General features: G+C 70.3%; 12 protein-coding genes and 1 other RNA gene. 8 read left to right on the top strand and 5 right to left on the bottom strand.

Annotated elements, in window-relative coordinates; genetic code table 11:
- The 3 genes from AC1D2E_RS22620 to AC1D2E_RS22610 form a co-directional block, all read left to right on the top strand.
- A partial coding sequence (locus tag AC1D2E_RS22620; RefSeq protein WP_478199474.1) for a peptidase associated/transthyretin-like domain-containing protein occupies window positions 1–399 on the top strand: 399 nt, incomplete at its 5' end.
- A gap of 51 nt (window positions 400–450) precedes the next feature.
- Complete coding sequence (locus tag AC1D2E_RS22615) at window positions 451–2,058, top strand: ATP-binding protein (protein WP_478199473.1); 1,608 nt, start codon at window positions 451–453, stop codon at window positions 2,056–2,058.
- Window positions 2,059–2,068: 10 nt separating this feature from the next.
- Window positions 2,069–2,749: a response regulator gene (locus tag AC1D2E_RS22610; protein ID WP_478199472.1), complete on the top strand. Its 681-nt coding sequence runs from the start codon at window positions 2,069–2,071 to the stop codon at window positions 2,747–2,749.
- Window positions 2,750–2,807: 58 nt separating this feature from the next.
- On the opposite strand, the gene AC1D2E_RS22605 is transcribed toward AC1D2E_RS22610, so the two are convergent.
- Window positions 2,808–3,557: an SDR family oxidoreductase gene (locus AC1D2E_RS22605; protein WP_478199471.1), complete on the bottom strand. Its 750-nt coding sequence runs from the start codon at window positions 3,555–3,557 to the stop codon at window positions 2,808–2,810.
- 157 nt (window positions 3,558–3,714) lie between these two features.
- Between AC1D2E_RS22605 and AC1D2E_RS22600 the strand changes: the two genes are divergently transcribed.
- Window positions 3,715–4,635 (top strand): LysR family transcriptional regulator, encoded by a 921-nt coding sequence (locus tag AC1D2E_RS22600; protein WP_478199470.1) that lies wholly within the window; start codon window positions 3,715–3,717, stop codon window positions 4,633–4,635.
- A 6-nt stretch (window positions 4,636–4,641) separates the two neighbouring features.
- Here the strand turns inward: AC1D2E_RS22600 and AC1D2E_RS22595 are convergent, their stop codons facing one another.
- Both AC1D2E_RS22595 and AC1D2E_RS22590 read right to left on the bottom strand, forming a co-directional pair.
- Window positions 4,642–5,427 carry a slipin family protein gene (locus AC1D2E_RS22595; protein ID WP_478199469.1) on the bottom strand — a complete coding sequence of 262 codons (786 nt, stop codon included), beginning with the start codon at window positions 5,425–5,427 and terminating at the stop codon, window positions 4,642–4,644.
- Window positions 5,428–5,430: 3 nt separating this feature from the next.
- On the bottom strand, window positions 5,431–6,765 hold the full coding sequence (locus AC1D2E_RS22590; RefSeq protein WP_478199468.1) for an NfeD family protein: 1,335 nt from the start codon (window positions 6,763–6,765) through the stop codon (window positions 5,431–5,433).
- A 108-nt stretch (window positions 6,766–6,873) separates the two neighbouring features.
- Between AC1D2E_RS22590 and AC1D2E_RS22585 the strand changes: the two genes are divergently transcribed.
- Both AC1D2E_RS22585 and AC1D2E_RS22580 read left to right on the top strand, forming a co-directional pair.
- The gene (locus tag AC1D2E_RS22585; RefSeq protein ID WP_478199467.1) at window positions 6,874–8,559 is read left to right on the top strand and encodes an MBL fold metallo-hydrolase; all 1,686 of its coding nucleotides are present in this window, start codon (window positions 6,874–6,876) and stop codon (window positions 8,557–8,559) included.
- The gene (locus AC1D2E_RS22580; RefSeq protein ID WP_478199466.1) at window positions 8,556–9,266 is read left to right on the top strand and encodes an RNA pseudouridine synthase; all 711 of its coding nucleotides are present in this window, start codon (window positions 8,556–8,558) and stop codon (window positions 9,264–9,266) included. Before AC1D2E_RS22585 ends, AC1D2E_RS22580 begins: the two co-directional genes overlap by 4 nt.
- A gap of 131 nt (window positions 9,267–9,397) precedes the next feature.
- Here the strand turns inward: AC1D2E_RS22580 and rnpB are convergent.
- Window positions 9,398–9,765: RNase P RNA component class A (rnpB, locus tag AC1D2E_RS22575), an RNA gene on the bottom strand.
- A 68-nt stretch (window positions 9,766–9,833) separates the two neighbouring features.
- On the opposite strand from rnpB, the gene cysK reads away from it, so the two are divergent.
- Together cysK and AC1D2E_RS22565 are read left to right on the top strand one after the other, a co-directional pair.
- Entirely contained in the window at window positions 9,834–10,754 is a 921-nt protein-coding gene (cysK, locus tag AC1D2E_RS22570) for a cysteine synthase A (protein WP_478199465.1), read from the top strand.
- A gap of 211 nt (window positions 10,755–10,965) precedes the next feature.
- Complete coding sequence (locus AC1D2E_RS22565; RefSeq protein ID WP_478199464.1) at window positions 10,966–12,630, top strand: NAD(P)/FAD-dependent oxidoreductase; 1,665 nt, start codon at window positions 10,966–10,968, stop codon at window positions 12,628–12,630.
- Here AC1D2E_RS22565 and htpX read toward each other — a convergent pair whose 3' ends face one another.
- Window positions 12,631–13,506: a protease HtpX gene (gene htpX / locus AC1D2E_RS22560; RefSeq protein ID WP_478199463.1), complete on the bottom strand. Its 876-nt coding sequence runs from the start codon at window positions 13,504–13,506 to the stop codon at window positions 12,631–12,633.
- Window positions 13,507–13,803: the final 297 nt, after the last annotated feature.

Genomic DNA, 13,803 nt, shown 5'->3' with positions numbered 1-13,803 from the left:
GGCACCTATTCCGTCTACACCACCCAGAGCCTGGCCGACAACCACCTGCGGGGCGTGCAGGAAACCGACAGCAACGGCAGCGTGCGCTTCGTCACGGTGGTGCCCGGCTGCTATGCCGGTCGCATGCCTCACATGCACCTGGAGATCTACCGCAGCCTGTCGACGGCCAACTCGGCCGGCAACAAGCTCCGGACCACGCAGCTCGCGTTCCCGACCGACACCCTGCGCGCCATCTATGGCAGCGCGGCAGGCTATTCGCAGAGCGTCGCCAACCTCAATGGGATCAGCTTCGCCACCGACAACGTCTTCAGCGACGGCACTTCCCTCGAGATGGTGGACTTCAGCGGCGACGCGACCAACGGCTACAGCGCGAGCATCGCGATCTCGATCGCCGTCTAGGGCCCGTTCACCCTGGGCCATGCCGCAAAATGCGGTTCGCCCTTCGCCGCCATGCCTCGACTGACGCTCTTCCGAAAGATATTCCTCGCGCTCGCCGTGCTGCTGCTGGCCCTGCTGCTGATCTTCACGGGCTTCTCGTGGCTCGGCCTGCAGCGCGGACTCGGCCCCTATGTGGCCGAGGTGGAGCTCCGGCGCATGGACTGGTTCGCCGAAATCCTGAAGAAGAACCACGCCGCCGAGGGCAGCTGGGACGCCTTGCACAACGACGAGGGAGCCTGGTTCCGCCTGCAGATGGAGCCCTTCCGGGGCCAGGGCCCGCCCCACAGCAAGATGCCGCCCCCCGGCCCCGACGGCGGCAGCATGCGCACCATCCCGCCCTGGCCACCCGAGGACTTCCGCCCGCCGCCCTGGCAGGACGGCCCGCCCTTCGCCGACCCGGGCGGACCGCGGCCATCGCCGCCCGAACTGCTGCCGCCGCGCCTGAACCTGCCGCTGCCGCCACCGGGTGCGATGCGGGACCCTCGCAACCGTCCGGACTCGGTCTACCAGCGGCTGGGCCTGGTCGACGCCGCCGACCACTGGATCGCCGGCGCCCGGGTCGATCCCGCCACCGCGGCCCGGCTGCCGTTGCGCGACGGCGATCGCGTCATCGGCGTGCTGCTGCTGGCGCCGCTCGAAGGCCTCGAGACCGAGGCCGACCGCGCCTTCGTCGCCCGGCAGGCGGGCTTCGTGGTCTGGACCGGCATCGCGGGCCTGGCGATCGCGCTGCTGCTTTCGTGGCTGCTGGCGCGGCGCTGGTTCGCCCCCATCGAGGCGCTGACGCAGGGCGCCGAACGCATCGCGCAAGGTCGGCTGGACGCCCGCGTGCCGGTGCGCGGGCAGGACGAGCTGGCCTTGCTCGGCCGCACCTTCAACGGGATGGCCGAACGCCTCGACGGGATCGAGTCCTCGCGCCGGGCCTGGCTGGCCGACGTCGCCCACGAGCTGCGAACGCCGCTGGCCGCGATGCGGGCCGAGATCGAGGCACTGCAGGACGGTGTGCGCCGCTTCGACGACAAGACCGCGCTGCGCCTGCACCGGCAGGTGATGCGGCTGAGCCAACTGGTCGACGACCTGCGCAGCAGCATGCACGAGCGCGCCGATGCTCCGGCGCCCTTCGTCGCGCTGGACCCGCTGGCCCTGCTCGAGGAGGCTCTGGCCCTGACGCGCGAGCGCTTCGCGCGGCGACGCATCGCCATCGATGCCACCGAGCTCGAACAGCTGTCGGCCCGGCGCCGGCCCGCGCTGCAGGGCGATCCCCACCGCCTGCACCTGGTCTTCATGAACCTGCTGGAAAACACGCTGTGCTACACCGACGCTGGCGGCCGCCTGCGCATCGGCGCGCGGATCGAGGGCCCGGCGGACAGCCAGCGGCTGGAGCTTCGATTCGACGACAGCGCGCCCGGCGTCACGGCCGCCGAGCTGCCGCGGCTGTTCGAGCGGCTGTTCCGCGGCGAAGCCTCTCGCAACCGGGCCCTCGGCGGCTCCGGACTCGGGTTGGCGATCTGCCGCGCGACCGTCGAGGCGCACGGCGGCGGCATCGAGGCGGCGGCGTCGCCGCTGGGCGGGGTGGGTATCGTGCTGACGCTGCCGCTGACGCACACGGAGCCGTTGCCATGAGGAGCTTCCAATGAACAGAATCCTGGTCGTCGAGGACGAGGACGACATCGCATCGGTGCTGGTCGACTACCTGCAGCACGCCGGCTACCAGACCGAGCGTGCCGCCGATGGCGAGCGCGCACTCGAGCGGATGCTGCACGAGCCGCCCGATCTCACGCTGCTCGACATCATGTTGCCGCGGCTGGATGGCATCGAGGTGCTGCGGCGCGCCCGCCTGAACGGCACGCACCCGGTGATCATGCTCACCGCGCGCATCGAGGAGGTCGACCGCCTGCTCGGCCTGGAGCTCGGTGCCGACGACTACATCTGCAAGCCCTTCTCGCCGCGCGAAGTCGTGGCGCGGGTGCGCGCCGTCCTGCGCCGCAGCGCGGGCGCCGGTGCGACGACCTCGGCAGCCCGGCGCCTGCAGCTCGACGACACGCACTGGCGCGCCAGCTTCGACGGCGTCGCGCTGAACCTGACCCGGCTCGAGTTCCGCCTGCTCCAGGCGCTGTCGCGGCAGCCGGGGCGCATCTTCTCGCGTGCGCAGCTGCTGGACCTGGCCTACGAGGACACGGTCGACGTGGCCGAGCGCGCGATCGACAGCCACATCAAGAACCTGCGCCGCAAGCTGGCCGCCGCGGCGCCGGCATCCGACGCGATCCGCTCGGTCTACGGCGTCGGCTTCGCCTTCGAGGAGCCGGAAGCCTGAGGCCGCGCCGAGCGCCTCGAGGTCTCGACCGCCCGGCCCGCACCCTGGGCAAGGCGGATCAGAGCCCGCTCATGCCGCCGTCGACGATGATCTCGGTGCCCACGACGAAGGCCGATTCGGGCGCCGCCAGGTGCAGCACGGTGGCGGCGAGTTCCTCCGGCGTGCCGAAGCGCCCGAGCGGAATCTGCGCCTGGATCTGCGCCGCCGTGGCGTCCAGCGCCGCCGCATCCAGTCCGAGCTTGCCGTAGAGCGGCGTGCGGATCGGGCCCGGGCTGACCACGTTGACGCGCGCGCCGCCCGGCAGCAGCTCGGCCGACAGCGTCTTCGCGAGCGAGATCACCGCCGCCTTGCTGGCGGCATAGACCGCGGTGTTGGGCATGCCGATGTGCGCATTGATCGAGCCGTTGATCACGATCGAGGCACCCTTCCCGAGCAGCGGCGCGAGCGCCTGAACCTGGAAGAACACGCCCTTGACGTTGATGTCGAAGGCTTCGTCCCAGAAGGCCTCGGTGACATCGGCGAGGCCCGCGAACTTCGCGATGCCGGCATTGAGGAAGACGGCGTCCAGCGTCAAGCCCCGGCCGGCGATCGCCGCCGCGAGCTCCTTCGCCGCCGCGGGCACGCCGGCGTCGTTGCGGATGGCGATGGCATCGGCGCCGAGTTCGGTGCGCGCCCGGTCGAGCGCCGCGGCGTCGCGGCCGGTGACGACGACGCGCGCGCCTTCGGCGGCGAAGGCCTTGGCGGTCGCGAGGCCGATGCCGCTGGTGCCGCCGGTGACCAGGACTGTCTTGTGTTGAAAGCGATTCATGAGGAACTCCTGAAGGGTGCGGTGAAAGGACCGTGAGGCAATGATCGTCCCGCAGGGCCTTCTTGACGTCCCGTGCCGCCGATGGAAACGTTCGGTTCTGTCGAACATGTTCGCCATCCATGCGATGATTTCGGCCCGCCTTCCCCAAGGAGCGCCGATGCTGTCCGACGACGAGATCGCCTTGCTCGAAGCCATCCGCGAGAGCGGCAGCCTGACGCGTGCCGCCGCCCGCCTGGGCAAGGCGCCGTCCACCCTCTCGCACGCCGCGCGCCAGCTCGAGGAGCGCTTCGACGCCCTGCTGTTCGACCGCCGCCGCTACCGGCTCCAGCTGACCGCCGCCGGGCAACTGCTGGCCCAGGAGGCCGCGCGGCTGGCGCTGGACGTGGCGCGGCTGTCGCAGCGAGTGCGGCAGGTCGCCAGCGGCTGGGAGGACCGGCTTCGGATCGTCACCGACGAGGTGATCGAATTCGAGGCCCTGCTGCCGGTGATCGCCGCTTTCGACGCCCTGAATTCGGGCGTGCGCCTGCGGCTGACGCACGAGGTCCTCAAGGGCACCTGGGAGGCGCTGCGCGACGGCCGTGCCGACCTGGTCGTCGGCGCGACCAACGAGCCGCCGGCGATTCCGGGGCTGCGCTGGTTCGAGCTCGGGGTCATGGAGTGGGTGTTCGCGGTCTCGCCGCGCCATCCGCTGGCCAAGGCCGCCGAACCGCTCGACCGCGACCTGCTGGCCCGCCAGCGCGCCGTGGTGGTGGCCGACAGCTCGCGCGCCAGCGAAGGCAGCGCCTACGGCCTGCTCGGCGGCCAGTCGACGCTGGCGGTGCCGAGCATGCACGCCAAGGCGCTGGCGCAGCGCGAGGCGCTGGGCGTGGGCTGGCTGCCGCGCCATCGCGTGGCCTCGCTGCTGGCACGCGGCGAGCTGGTCGAGAAGCAGACCGCCGACCCGCGCGAGCCCAACATTCTGTACGTCGCCTGGCGCGGCGAGCACGAGGGCCGGGCCCTCGAATGGTGGCTCGAGCAGTTCCGGCAACCGCGGCTGGCGAAGCGGCTGGTGCGCGGCATCGACCTGTTCGACCGCTGAGCGGTGTCAGCCGCCGGGTGCCCGCGGATGCGTTTCCAGCCGCTGCAGCAGCGCCCCGAGCAGTTCCAGCGGCAGCGGGAACACGATGGTCGAATTCTTGTCGGCACCGATCACCGTCAGGGTCTCCAGGTAGCGCAGCTGCAGCGCCTGCGGATGGCGGCCCAGGATCTCGGCCGCCTCGGCCAGCTTGGCCGCGGCCTGCAGCTCGCCTTCGGCATGGATCACCTTGGCCCGCCGCTCGCGCTCGGCCTCGGCCTGCCTGGCGATCGCCCGCACCATGTTGTCGTTGAGGTCGACGTGCTTGATCTCGACATTGGTCACCTTGATGCCCCATTGGTCGGTCTGGGCCGCGAGGATCTTCTGGATGTCGAGGTTGAGCCGCTCGCGCTCGGCCAGCAGGTCGTCGAGCTCGTGCTTGCCGAGCACCGCGCGCAGCGTGGTCTGCGCCAGCTGGCTGGTGGCCTCGAAGTACTTCTCGACCTGGATCACCGCCTTCTCGGCATCGACGACGCGGAAGTACAGCACCGCGTTGACCTTGACCGAGACGTTGTCGCGCGTGATCACGTCCTGGCTCGGGATGTCCAGCACCATCACGCGCAGCCCGACCCGCACCATCTGCTGCAGGCCGGGGATCAGGATCACCAGCCCCGGCCCCTTGACCTTCCAGAAGCGGCCGAGCTGGAACACCACGCCGCGCTCGTACTCGCGCAGGATGCGCAGCGAGGCCGCCGCCAGCATCGCCAGCAGCAAGACGAAGAGCCCCGACAGCACCACGTTGAAATTGAAGAACATGTTTCAAGCCCGTGCGGGGCCCTCCGTGTTGTCCTCCGCCACCTGCAGGGCCAGCCCCTGCACGCGCGTCACGCGGATGCGGCGGCCCGCGCGCAGGCCGTCCGCGCCCCGGACCTTCCAGTAGTCGCCCTGGATCTGTGCCCAGCCTTCGCCATCGGCGAACTCGACCAGCTCGCCGGTGGCGCCGACCAGTGTCGCGACGCCGAGCACCTGCGGCCGCCGCCGGGTCTTCGCGGCGATACCCCCGACCAGCAGGATGAAGGCCGCCGAGACCACGGCCAGCAGGGCCACCAGCCACAGCGGCACGCCGAAACCCGGGGTGTCGTTGTCGATCAGCAGCACCGCGCCGATCGAGAAGGCAATGATGCCGCCGACTCCGAGCGCGCCGAAGCTCGGCAGGAAGGCCTCGGCAACGAGGAAGGCCACGCCGAGGAAGATCAGTCCCAGCCCGGCATAGTTGACCGGCAGCATCTGCAGGCCGAAGAGTGCCAGCATCAGGCTGATCGCACCCACCACGCCGGGCAGCACGAAGCCCGGGTTGGAGAACTCGAACAGCAGCCCGTAGATGCCCAGCATCATCAGCATCAGGGCCAGGCTCGGTTCGGTGATCACCGACAGCACCCGGCTGCGCCAGTCGGCATCGAACACCAGCACCTGCGCATGCTGCGTCGCCAGCCGCTGCGTGCCGAGCGCGGTTCGCACCTCACGGCCATCCACCTGCCGCAGCAGGTCGGCCACATCCTGCGCGATCAGCGTGATGACGTTCTTCTGCAGCGCTTCCGACGCCGACAGGCTGGCCGATTCGCGCACCGCCTGCTCGCCCCAGTCGGCGTTGCGCCCGCGCAGCTGCGCCAGGCTGCGGAGATAGGCCGAGGCGTCGGCCAGGCGCTTGGCGGCCATCGCGTCCGGCGCTGCCGGCACCGGCATCGGCGCCGGCGCCCCGATCGCCACCGGCGTCGCGGCGCCGAGGTTGCTGGCCGGTGCCATGGCGGCGATATGGCTGGCGTAGAGGATGTAGGTGCCGGCACTGGCGGCACGGGCCCCGTCGGGCGCCACGAAGGTCGCCACCGGGATCGGCGAGGCCAAGATGTCCTTGACGATGCTGCGCATCGAGGTGTCGAGCCCGCCGGGCGTGTCGAGCTGGATCACCAGCAACCGGGCCTGTTCGCGGGCCGCCAGCCGAAGCCCGCGCCGCACATGGTCGACCGCGGCGGGGCCAATGGCGCCGTCGAGTTCCATCAGGACCACGGTGCCGGCAGAATTGGACGCGGGTGCCGCGGCAGGCACGGCTTGGTCGCCGGCCGCTCCCACCGCGTGGGCGAGGAGGACCAGTGCCATCAGCCATGTCGCGGCGGACCCCATCCGCACATTCTAGGGATCACGCGCGGCGCTGTCACACGGCGGCTGCCGCACGCGGCCCGCGCGATCTCCCGATAATCGCGACCCATGGTACGCCCGACCCAACTTCTCCATCCCCAGCGCGAACCGGCGCCCGTGCGCGCCGCCGCCACCGTGCTGCTGCTGCGCGACACGCCCGAAGGCATCGAGGTGCTGATGACGCGGCGCTCCGCGAACGCCAGCTTCGCGCCCGGCGCCTATGTCTTCCCGGGCGGCCGCATCGATGAGGGCGACACCACGGCACGCGCCATCGCGACACGCCGCCGCACCCAGAGCCGGGTGCAGCTCACGCAGGCCATCGCCGCCGTGCGCGAGAGCTTCGAGGAACTCGGCGTGCTGCTGGCCCATCACGCCGACGGCCGGCCCGTGAGCGCCGAGGAGGTCGCCTCGATGGACCGCAGCACCGCCGGCACCACGGTGGCCTTCGCCGACCAGTGCGCGGAACGCGGCCTGCGGCTGTCGACCGACAAGATCTTCACCTTCGCGCACTGGATCACCGACCGCGACCTGCCCAAACGCTTCGACGTGCCCTTCCTGGCGGCGCGCATGCCCGAAGGCCAGACGCCGACCGCCGACGAGACCGAACAGTTCGAGCCCTGCTGGGTGCGGCCGGCCGACGCGCTGGCGCGCCACGCCGCCGGCAGCTTCTTCATGATCTTCCCGACCGTGCGCACGCTGGAACGCATGGTCGCGCATCCGACGGTCGATGCGGTGCTCGATGCCTGCGCCCAGCGCGCGGCCGGCGAGGGCCCGCTGTGGACCAGCTGTCCGCGCGCGGGCCGGCTGGCCGGGAAGGAGGCCCGCTACATGGAACACGAATCGCCCTTCGGCGAGCTGGACATGGTCAGCCCCGATGGCCAGATCGTCCATCCCCTCGACTGGCAGAGCGAACACCCCGTGCCGCTGCTGAAGAACGTGCAGCGCCTGACCGCCCCCAACCCGGGCGCGATGACCGGTCCCGGCACCAACAGCTACATCGTCGGCGACGCCGACAGCGGCTACATCGTGATCGACCCGGGCCCCAACGACTTCGACCACATCGGCCGGCTGTGGCGCGCGACCCATGGCGACATCCGGATGATCGTCTGCACCCACTCGCACGCCGACCATTCGCCCGGCGCCCTGCCGTTGCAGAAGCTGTGCAACACCCCGCCGCCGATCCTCGGCCTGGCCTCGGCGCCGACGGCGCGCTCCAGCGCCCGCTTCACGCCCGACCGCGTGCTGCACGACGGCGAGCGCCTGGTGCTGACCGCGCCGGCGATCAGCGACAGCGGCGAGACCCGGGTGCCGGCCCACACGCTGCGCGCGATCCACACGCCCGGCCACGCGGCCAACCACCTGTGCCTGCTGCTGGAGGAGGACGGCCTGCTGTTCTCGGGCGACCACATCCTGAACGGCAGCACCACCGTGGTCGATCCACCGGACGGCAACATGAACGCCTACCTCGACTCGCTCGACAAGCTCGACACCGCCTGCGCCGAGGGCCGCGTCGGCTTCATCCTGCCCGCGCACGGCTACGTGATGGGCGAGGCCCGGGCCGCCATCGCCCACCTGAAGGCGCACCGCCTGAAGCGCGAGGCGAAGATCGCCGCCGTGATGCGGAAGCTGCCGAAGGGAACGCCCGAGGAGTGGCTGCCGCTGGCTTACGACGACGTGCCCGAGCGCATGTGGCCGGTGGCCGCGCGTTCGCTGGCGGCGCATGTCGAGCGCATCCAGCAGGCGGCCAAGCCATGAAGGATGCCGACGACGAAGGTATCCGGCTGGCCAAGCGGGTCGCCGCACTGGCAGGCTGTTCGCGGCGCGAGGCCGAACTGCTGATCGAGAACGGCGCGGTGCGCGTCGACGGCGTGCCGGTGCTGGTCCCGCAGGCGCGCGTGCACGCGCATCAGCAGGTCGAGATCGAATCCGGCGCCCGGCCCGAGCCCGTGGTGCCGGTCACGCTGCTGCTGCACAAGCCGGCCGGCATGGCGACCGAGACGGCGCACCGGCTGCTGGTGGCGGCCAATCACCACGAGCCCGAGCGCGCCGGCCTGCGCTTCCTGCCGCGGCACGTGGCGGCCCAGCGCTGCATGACCCCGCTCGAGACCGGCGCCAGCGGCCTGGTGGTCTTCACGCAGGAATTCCGGGTCGAGCGCAAGCTGCAGGAAGACGCCGCCATCCTGGAGCACGAGGTGATGGTCGATGTCGCCGGCCCGGTCGGGCCCGAGACGCTGGCCCGCCTGGAGCGCTCGCCGGCCCGCGTCAGCATCGGCCAGCAGGCCGAGGGCCACACCGGCCTGCGCTTCGCGCTGAAAGGCGCCCGCCCGGGCCAGATCGCCCACATCTGCGACGACGCCGGCCTGCAGATCCTGGCGATGAAGCGCATCCGCATCGGCCGCGTGCCGCTGTCGGGGCTGCTGCCGAGCCAGTGGCGCTACCTGACGCCCAATGAACGCTTCTGAGCGATCTGACCGTCGAGGCGCACTCCCTTCGTGGGGCCCGCCGCGCCGGGCCGCTCCCAAGCGGCCGGGCCGCCCCCGGTAGGGGGTGGGCGGCTACACGCAGTGAGCCAACCTGGGGGCGAGCCAAATAAGTGTGAAGCACGCCTGTAAGCCGGATTCTGTGCACTGAGATCCTTTGCAGGACCCCAGCGTGACCGCCATTACTCTGGGCCGTTTGTCGCCAAACGGCTCGATGCCACCTACCCGCCAGCCATCCGCGGAACCACGGGATTCGGAAGTCGCGGCGAACCGCGCTCCGTGCGCTGGCCTACTTGGTGTTGCTGCGCGCAGAGATTGCCCGTTTCACCCGGCCCGGGTTGCCCCGGGCCGACTCGTCTCTGTTGCTCTGATCCTCACCTCGCGGTGGGGAGCCGTTAGCTCCTGCGCTGTCCTGTGCAGTCCGGACGTTCCTCCAGTGCGCTCTTTCGAGACTTGCACCAGCGGCGGTCCAGCGTGCTTCACCGGTGGATTATCGCCACAATGGCCGATCCTCTTTTTTCAGCCAGGCACCGCCCCCAAGGAAACCGCATGAAAGCCGACACGATCCTGCAAACCATCGGCAAGACGCCCCACGTCCGCATCCAGCGCCTGTTCGGCCACGCGACGCAACAGATCTGGATCAAGTGCGAGCGCGCCAACCCCGGCGGCTCGATCAAGGACCGCATCGCGCTCTCGATGGTCGAGGACGCCGAGCGCTCGGGCGCGCTGAAGCCCGGCGGCACCATCGTCGAGCCGACCTCCGGCAACACCGGCATCGGCCTGGCGATGGTGGCTGCGGTCAAGGGCTACAAGCTGGTGCTGGTGATGCCCGACAGCATGTCGGTCGAGCGCCGCCGGCTGATGCTGGCCTACGGCGCCAGCTTCGACCTGACGCCGCGCGAGAAGGGCATGAAGGGATCGATCGCGCGGGCCGAGGAGATCGTCGCCGGCACGCCCGGCGCCTGGATGCCGCAGCAGTTCGACAACCCGGCCAACATCGCGGTGCACGAGCACACCACGGCCGAGGAGATCGCGGCCGATTTCCCCGACGGCGTCGACGTGCTGATCACGGGCGTCGGCACCGGCGGCCACATCACGGGCTGCGCCCGCGTGCTCAAGAAGAAGTGGCCCCAGCTGAAGGTCTTCGCGGTCGAGCCGGTGGCCTCGCCGGTGATCTCCGGCGGCCAGCCCTCGCCGCACCCGATCCAGGGCATCGGCGCCGGCTTCATCCCGAAGAACCTCGACACCGCCCTGCTCGACGGCGTGCTGCAGGTCGACGCCGAACCGGCGCGAGAGATGGCGCGCCGCTGCGCCCGCGAGGAAGGCATGCTGGTCGGCATCTCGTCGGGCGCGACCTTGGTGGCCATCGCCCAGAAGCTGCCCTCGCTGCCGGCCCACGCGGTGGTGCTGGGCTTCAACTACGACACCGGCGAGCGCTACCTGTCGGTGGACGGCTTCCTGCCCTCGTGAGACCTTGCGGGACAGAGTGAGACCTTGCGGGACAGACCAAGAAACCGCGCAGCAGTTTTTGCTCTGACCTCGACCTACTGAAACCTTGCGGGACAGACCAAGAAACTGCGCAGCAGTTCTTGCTCTGTCCCCAACTGACCAGAAGCGCACCACGGCACCCGGCCAGCGTTGCGATAATCGGCATCCCTGCTTGATAAACACAAGCCACGACATGCTGAGAATCTCCGAAATCAAACTCCCCCTCGCGCACGACGAGGCGGCCCTGCCCCAGGCCATCGCCGCCACCCTCGGCATCGCCGTCGAGGCCATGGCCGGCCACCAGGTCTTCAAGCGCAGCTTCGACGCCCGCAAGGCCGAGCTGCTGCAGGTCTACATCGTCGATGTCGCGTTCGCCGACCCGGCGCTCGAAGCCCGCCTGCTGGCCAAGTTCGCCGAGAACCCGCGCATCGGCCCGACGCCCGACATGGCCTGGCAGCCGCCGGTGCAGGCGCCGGCCGCGCTGCCGCTGCGCCCGGTGGTGGTGGGCTTCGGGCCCTGCGGCATCTTCTGCGCGCTGATGCTGGCGCAGATGGGTTTCAGGCCGATCGTGCTGGAGCGCGGCAAGACCGTGCGCCAGCGCACCAAGGACACCTGGGGCCTGTGGCGCAAGAGCGTGCTGAACCCGGAGTCGAACGTGCAGTTCGGCGAGGGCGGCGCCGGCACCTTCTCCGACGGCAAGCTCTACAGCCAGATCAAGGACCCGCGCTTCCTCGGCCGCAAGGTGATGGAAGAGTTCGTCAAGGCCGGCGCGCCGCCCGAGATCCTCTACGTCGCGCACCCGCACATCGGCACCTTCAAGCTGGTCAAGGTGGTCGAGAACATGCGCGAGCAGATCGTCCGGCTCGGCGGCGAGATCCGCTTCGAGCAGCGCGTGACCGACGTGCTGCTCGAGGACGGGCCGGACGGCGCCAAGACGCTGCGCGGCCTGGTCGTGCGCGACCAGCGCACGGGCGAAACCCACGAACTGCGCGCCGACCACGTGGTGATGGCACTGGGCCACAGCGCGCGCGACAGCTTCGAGATGCTGCACGCGCGCGGCGTGCACATCGAGGCCAAGCCTTTCTCGATCGGCTTCCGGGTCGAGCATCCGCAGGGCCTGATCGACCGCGCCCGCTGGGGCCGGCATGCCGGCCATCCGCTGCTCGGCGCGGCCGACTACAAGCTGGTGCACCACGCGGGCAACGGACGCTCGGTCTACAGCTTCTGCATGTGCCCGGGCGGCACCGTGGTGGCCGCGACCAGCGAGCCGGGCCGGGTCGTGACCAACGGCATGAGCCAGTACTCGCGCAACGAGCGCAACGCCAACGCGGGGATCGTCGTCGGCATCGAGCCGCGCGACTTCCCGGGCTGGGAAGAAGGCCGCACCGGCTCGGCGCTGGCCGGCATCGAACTGCAGCGCTCGCTGGAGTCGAACGCCTTCATGCTCGGCGGCGGCGACTACCGGGCGCCGGGCCAGCTGGTGGGCGACTTCGTGGCCGGCCGGCCCTCCGCCGCGCTCGGCAGCGTCGAGCCTTCGTACAAGCCGGGCGTCACGCCGGGCGACCTGCACGCCGCGCTGCCGGGCTACGCGATCGAGGCCATGCGCGAGGCTTTTCCGGCCTTCGGCCGCAAGATCAAGGGCTTCGACCTGCACGACGCGGTGCTGACCGGTGTCGAGACTCGCACCTCGTCGCCGATCCGCATGACGCGCGGCGAGGATTTCCAGAGCCTCAACGTGCGCGGCCTGTATCCGGCCGGCGAAGGCGCGAGCTACGCGGGCGGGATTCTCTCAGCGGGGGTCGACGGCATCAGGGTCGCGGAAGCGGTGGCGCGCAGCGTCGCCGCGCGCGCCAGCTGATCAACCCTGCGAACTTTGCAGTGCCGCGATCCGCTGCTCGATCGGCGGGTGCGTCGCGAACAGGCTGCCGAGCTTGCCGGTGATGCCCATGGCCTCGACCGACTTCGGCAGCTCGCCGGGCGGCAGGCCGCCCAGGCGGGCCAGCGCGTTCATCATCGGCTGCTTGCGGCCCATGAGCTGGGCGGCGCCGGCGTCGGCGCGGTATTCGCGCTGGCGCGAGAACCAGGCCACCACGATCGCGGCCGCGAAGCCGAGCACGATGTCGAGCACCAGCGTGGTGACCATGTAGCCGATGCCGGGGCCGGACGAACGCTCGTCGTTGCGGCGCAGGAAGCTGTCGACCGCATAGCCGATCACGCGCGAGAGGAACACGACGAAGGTGTTCATCACGCCCTGGATCAGGGTCATCGTGACCATGTCACCGTTGGCGACGTGCGCCACTTCATGGCCGATCACCGCCTCGACCTCTTCGCGCGTCATGTTCTGCAGCAGGCCGGTCGAGACCGCCACCAGCGAGGAATTCTTGAACGCGCCGGTGGCGAAGGCGTTCGGATCGCCCTCGAAGATGCCGACCTCGGGCATGCCGATGCCGGCCTTGTCGGCGAGCTTCTTGACGGTCTGCACGATCCAGGCTTCGTCGGGCGACTGCGGGTCGTTGATGATCCGCACGCCGGCCGACCACTTGGCCATCGGCTTGCTGATGAGCAGCGAAATGATCGCGCCGCCGAAGCCCATGACCAGGGCGAAGCCGAGCAGCGCCCCGAGGTTGAGCCCGTTGGCCGTGAGGAAGCGGTTGACGCCGAGCAGGCTGGCGACCACGCCCAGCACCGCGACCACCAGGACGTTGGTCAGGACAAAAAGAAGGATGCGTTTCAAGTTGGATTCTCCGTGGGAACAGGCGGCGTTCCGCCTCTGGACATAGGGGTTGCCGCCCGGGTTGCAAGGGTTTGCGCATCAGTCCTCGGCTGTCGTTGTTGCTTCTGGGGCCCGCACGGCGCATGCATGCGGCACCATCATAGGAGCAATCATGGGGAGCGAGATTAAGTCCCGCAGCACGACGAAAGCAGCAAATACCAATAGGATTCAGAAGGAAATCGCGCCCCTGAATGTGCACAAGTGCCGCAATGCGCTCCTCTGACGCGCCCGCCGGGCAAGCCGACCCCGGTCCCGCCG

It is taken from the genome of Variovorax sp. P1_H2 (assembly GCF_056405295.1).
This window is presented reverse-complemented; position numbering and strand designations above follow the sequence as displayed.

What these genes read in the sequence shown, in the direction of transcription:
- AC1D2E_RS22580 (WP_478199466.1), top strand. Translation starts at nt 8,556, where the DNA reads ATGAAGGATGCCGACGACGAAGGTATCCGGCTGGCCAAGCGGGTCGCC.
- AC1D2E_RS22590 (WP_478199468.1), bottom strand. Translation starts at nt 6,765, where the DNA reads ATGGCACTGGTCCTCCTCGCCCACGCGGTGGGAGCGGCCGGCGACCAA.
- AC1D2E_RS22615 (WP_478199473.1), top strand. Translation starts at nt 451, where the DNA reads ATGCCTCGACTGACGCTCTTCCGAAAGATATTCCTCGCGCTCGCCGTG.
- AC1D2E_RS22605 (WP_478199471.1), bottom strand. Translation starts at nt 3,557, where the DNA reads ATGAATCGCTTTCAACACAAGACAGTCCTGGTCACCGGCGGCACCAGC.
- AC1D2E_RS22600 (WP_478199470.1), top strand. Translation starts at nt 3,715, where the DNA reads ATGCTGTCCGACGACGAGATCGCCTTGCTCGAAGCCATCCGCGAGAGC.
- AC1D2E_RS22595 (WP_478199469.1), bottom strand. Translation starts at nt 5,427, where the DNA reads ATGTTCTTCAATTTCAACGTGGTGCTGTCGGGGCTCTTCGTCTTGCTG.
- AC1D2E_RS22585 (WP_478199467.1), top strand. Translation starts at nt 6,874, where the DNA reads ATGGTACGCCCGACCCAACTTCTCCATCCCCAGCGCGAACCGGCGCCC.
- cysK (WP_478199465.1), top strand. Translation starts at nt 9,834, where the DNA reads ATGAAAGCCGACACGATCCTGCAAACCATCGGCAAGACGCCCCACGTC.
- AC1D2E_RS22565 (WP_478199464.1), top strand. Translation starts at nt 10,966, where the DNA reads ATGCTGAGAATCTCCGAAATCAAACTCCCCCTCGCGCACGACGAGGCG.
- AC1D2E_RS22610 (WP_478199472.1), top strand. Translation starts at nt 2,069, where the DNA reads ATGAACAGAATCCTGGTCGTCGAGGACGAGGACGACATCGCATCGGTG.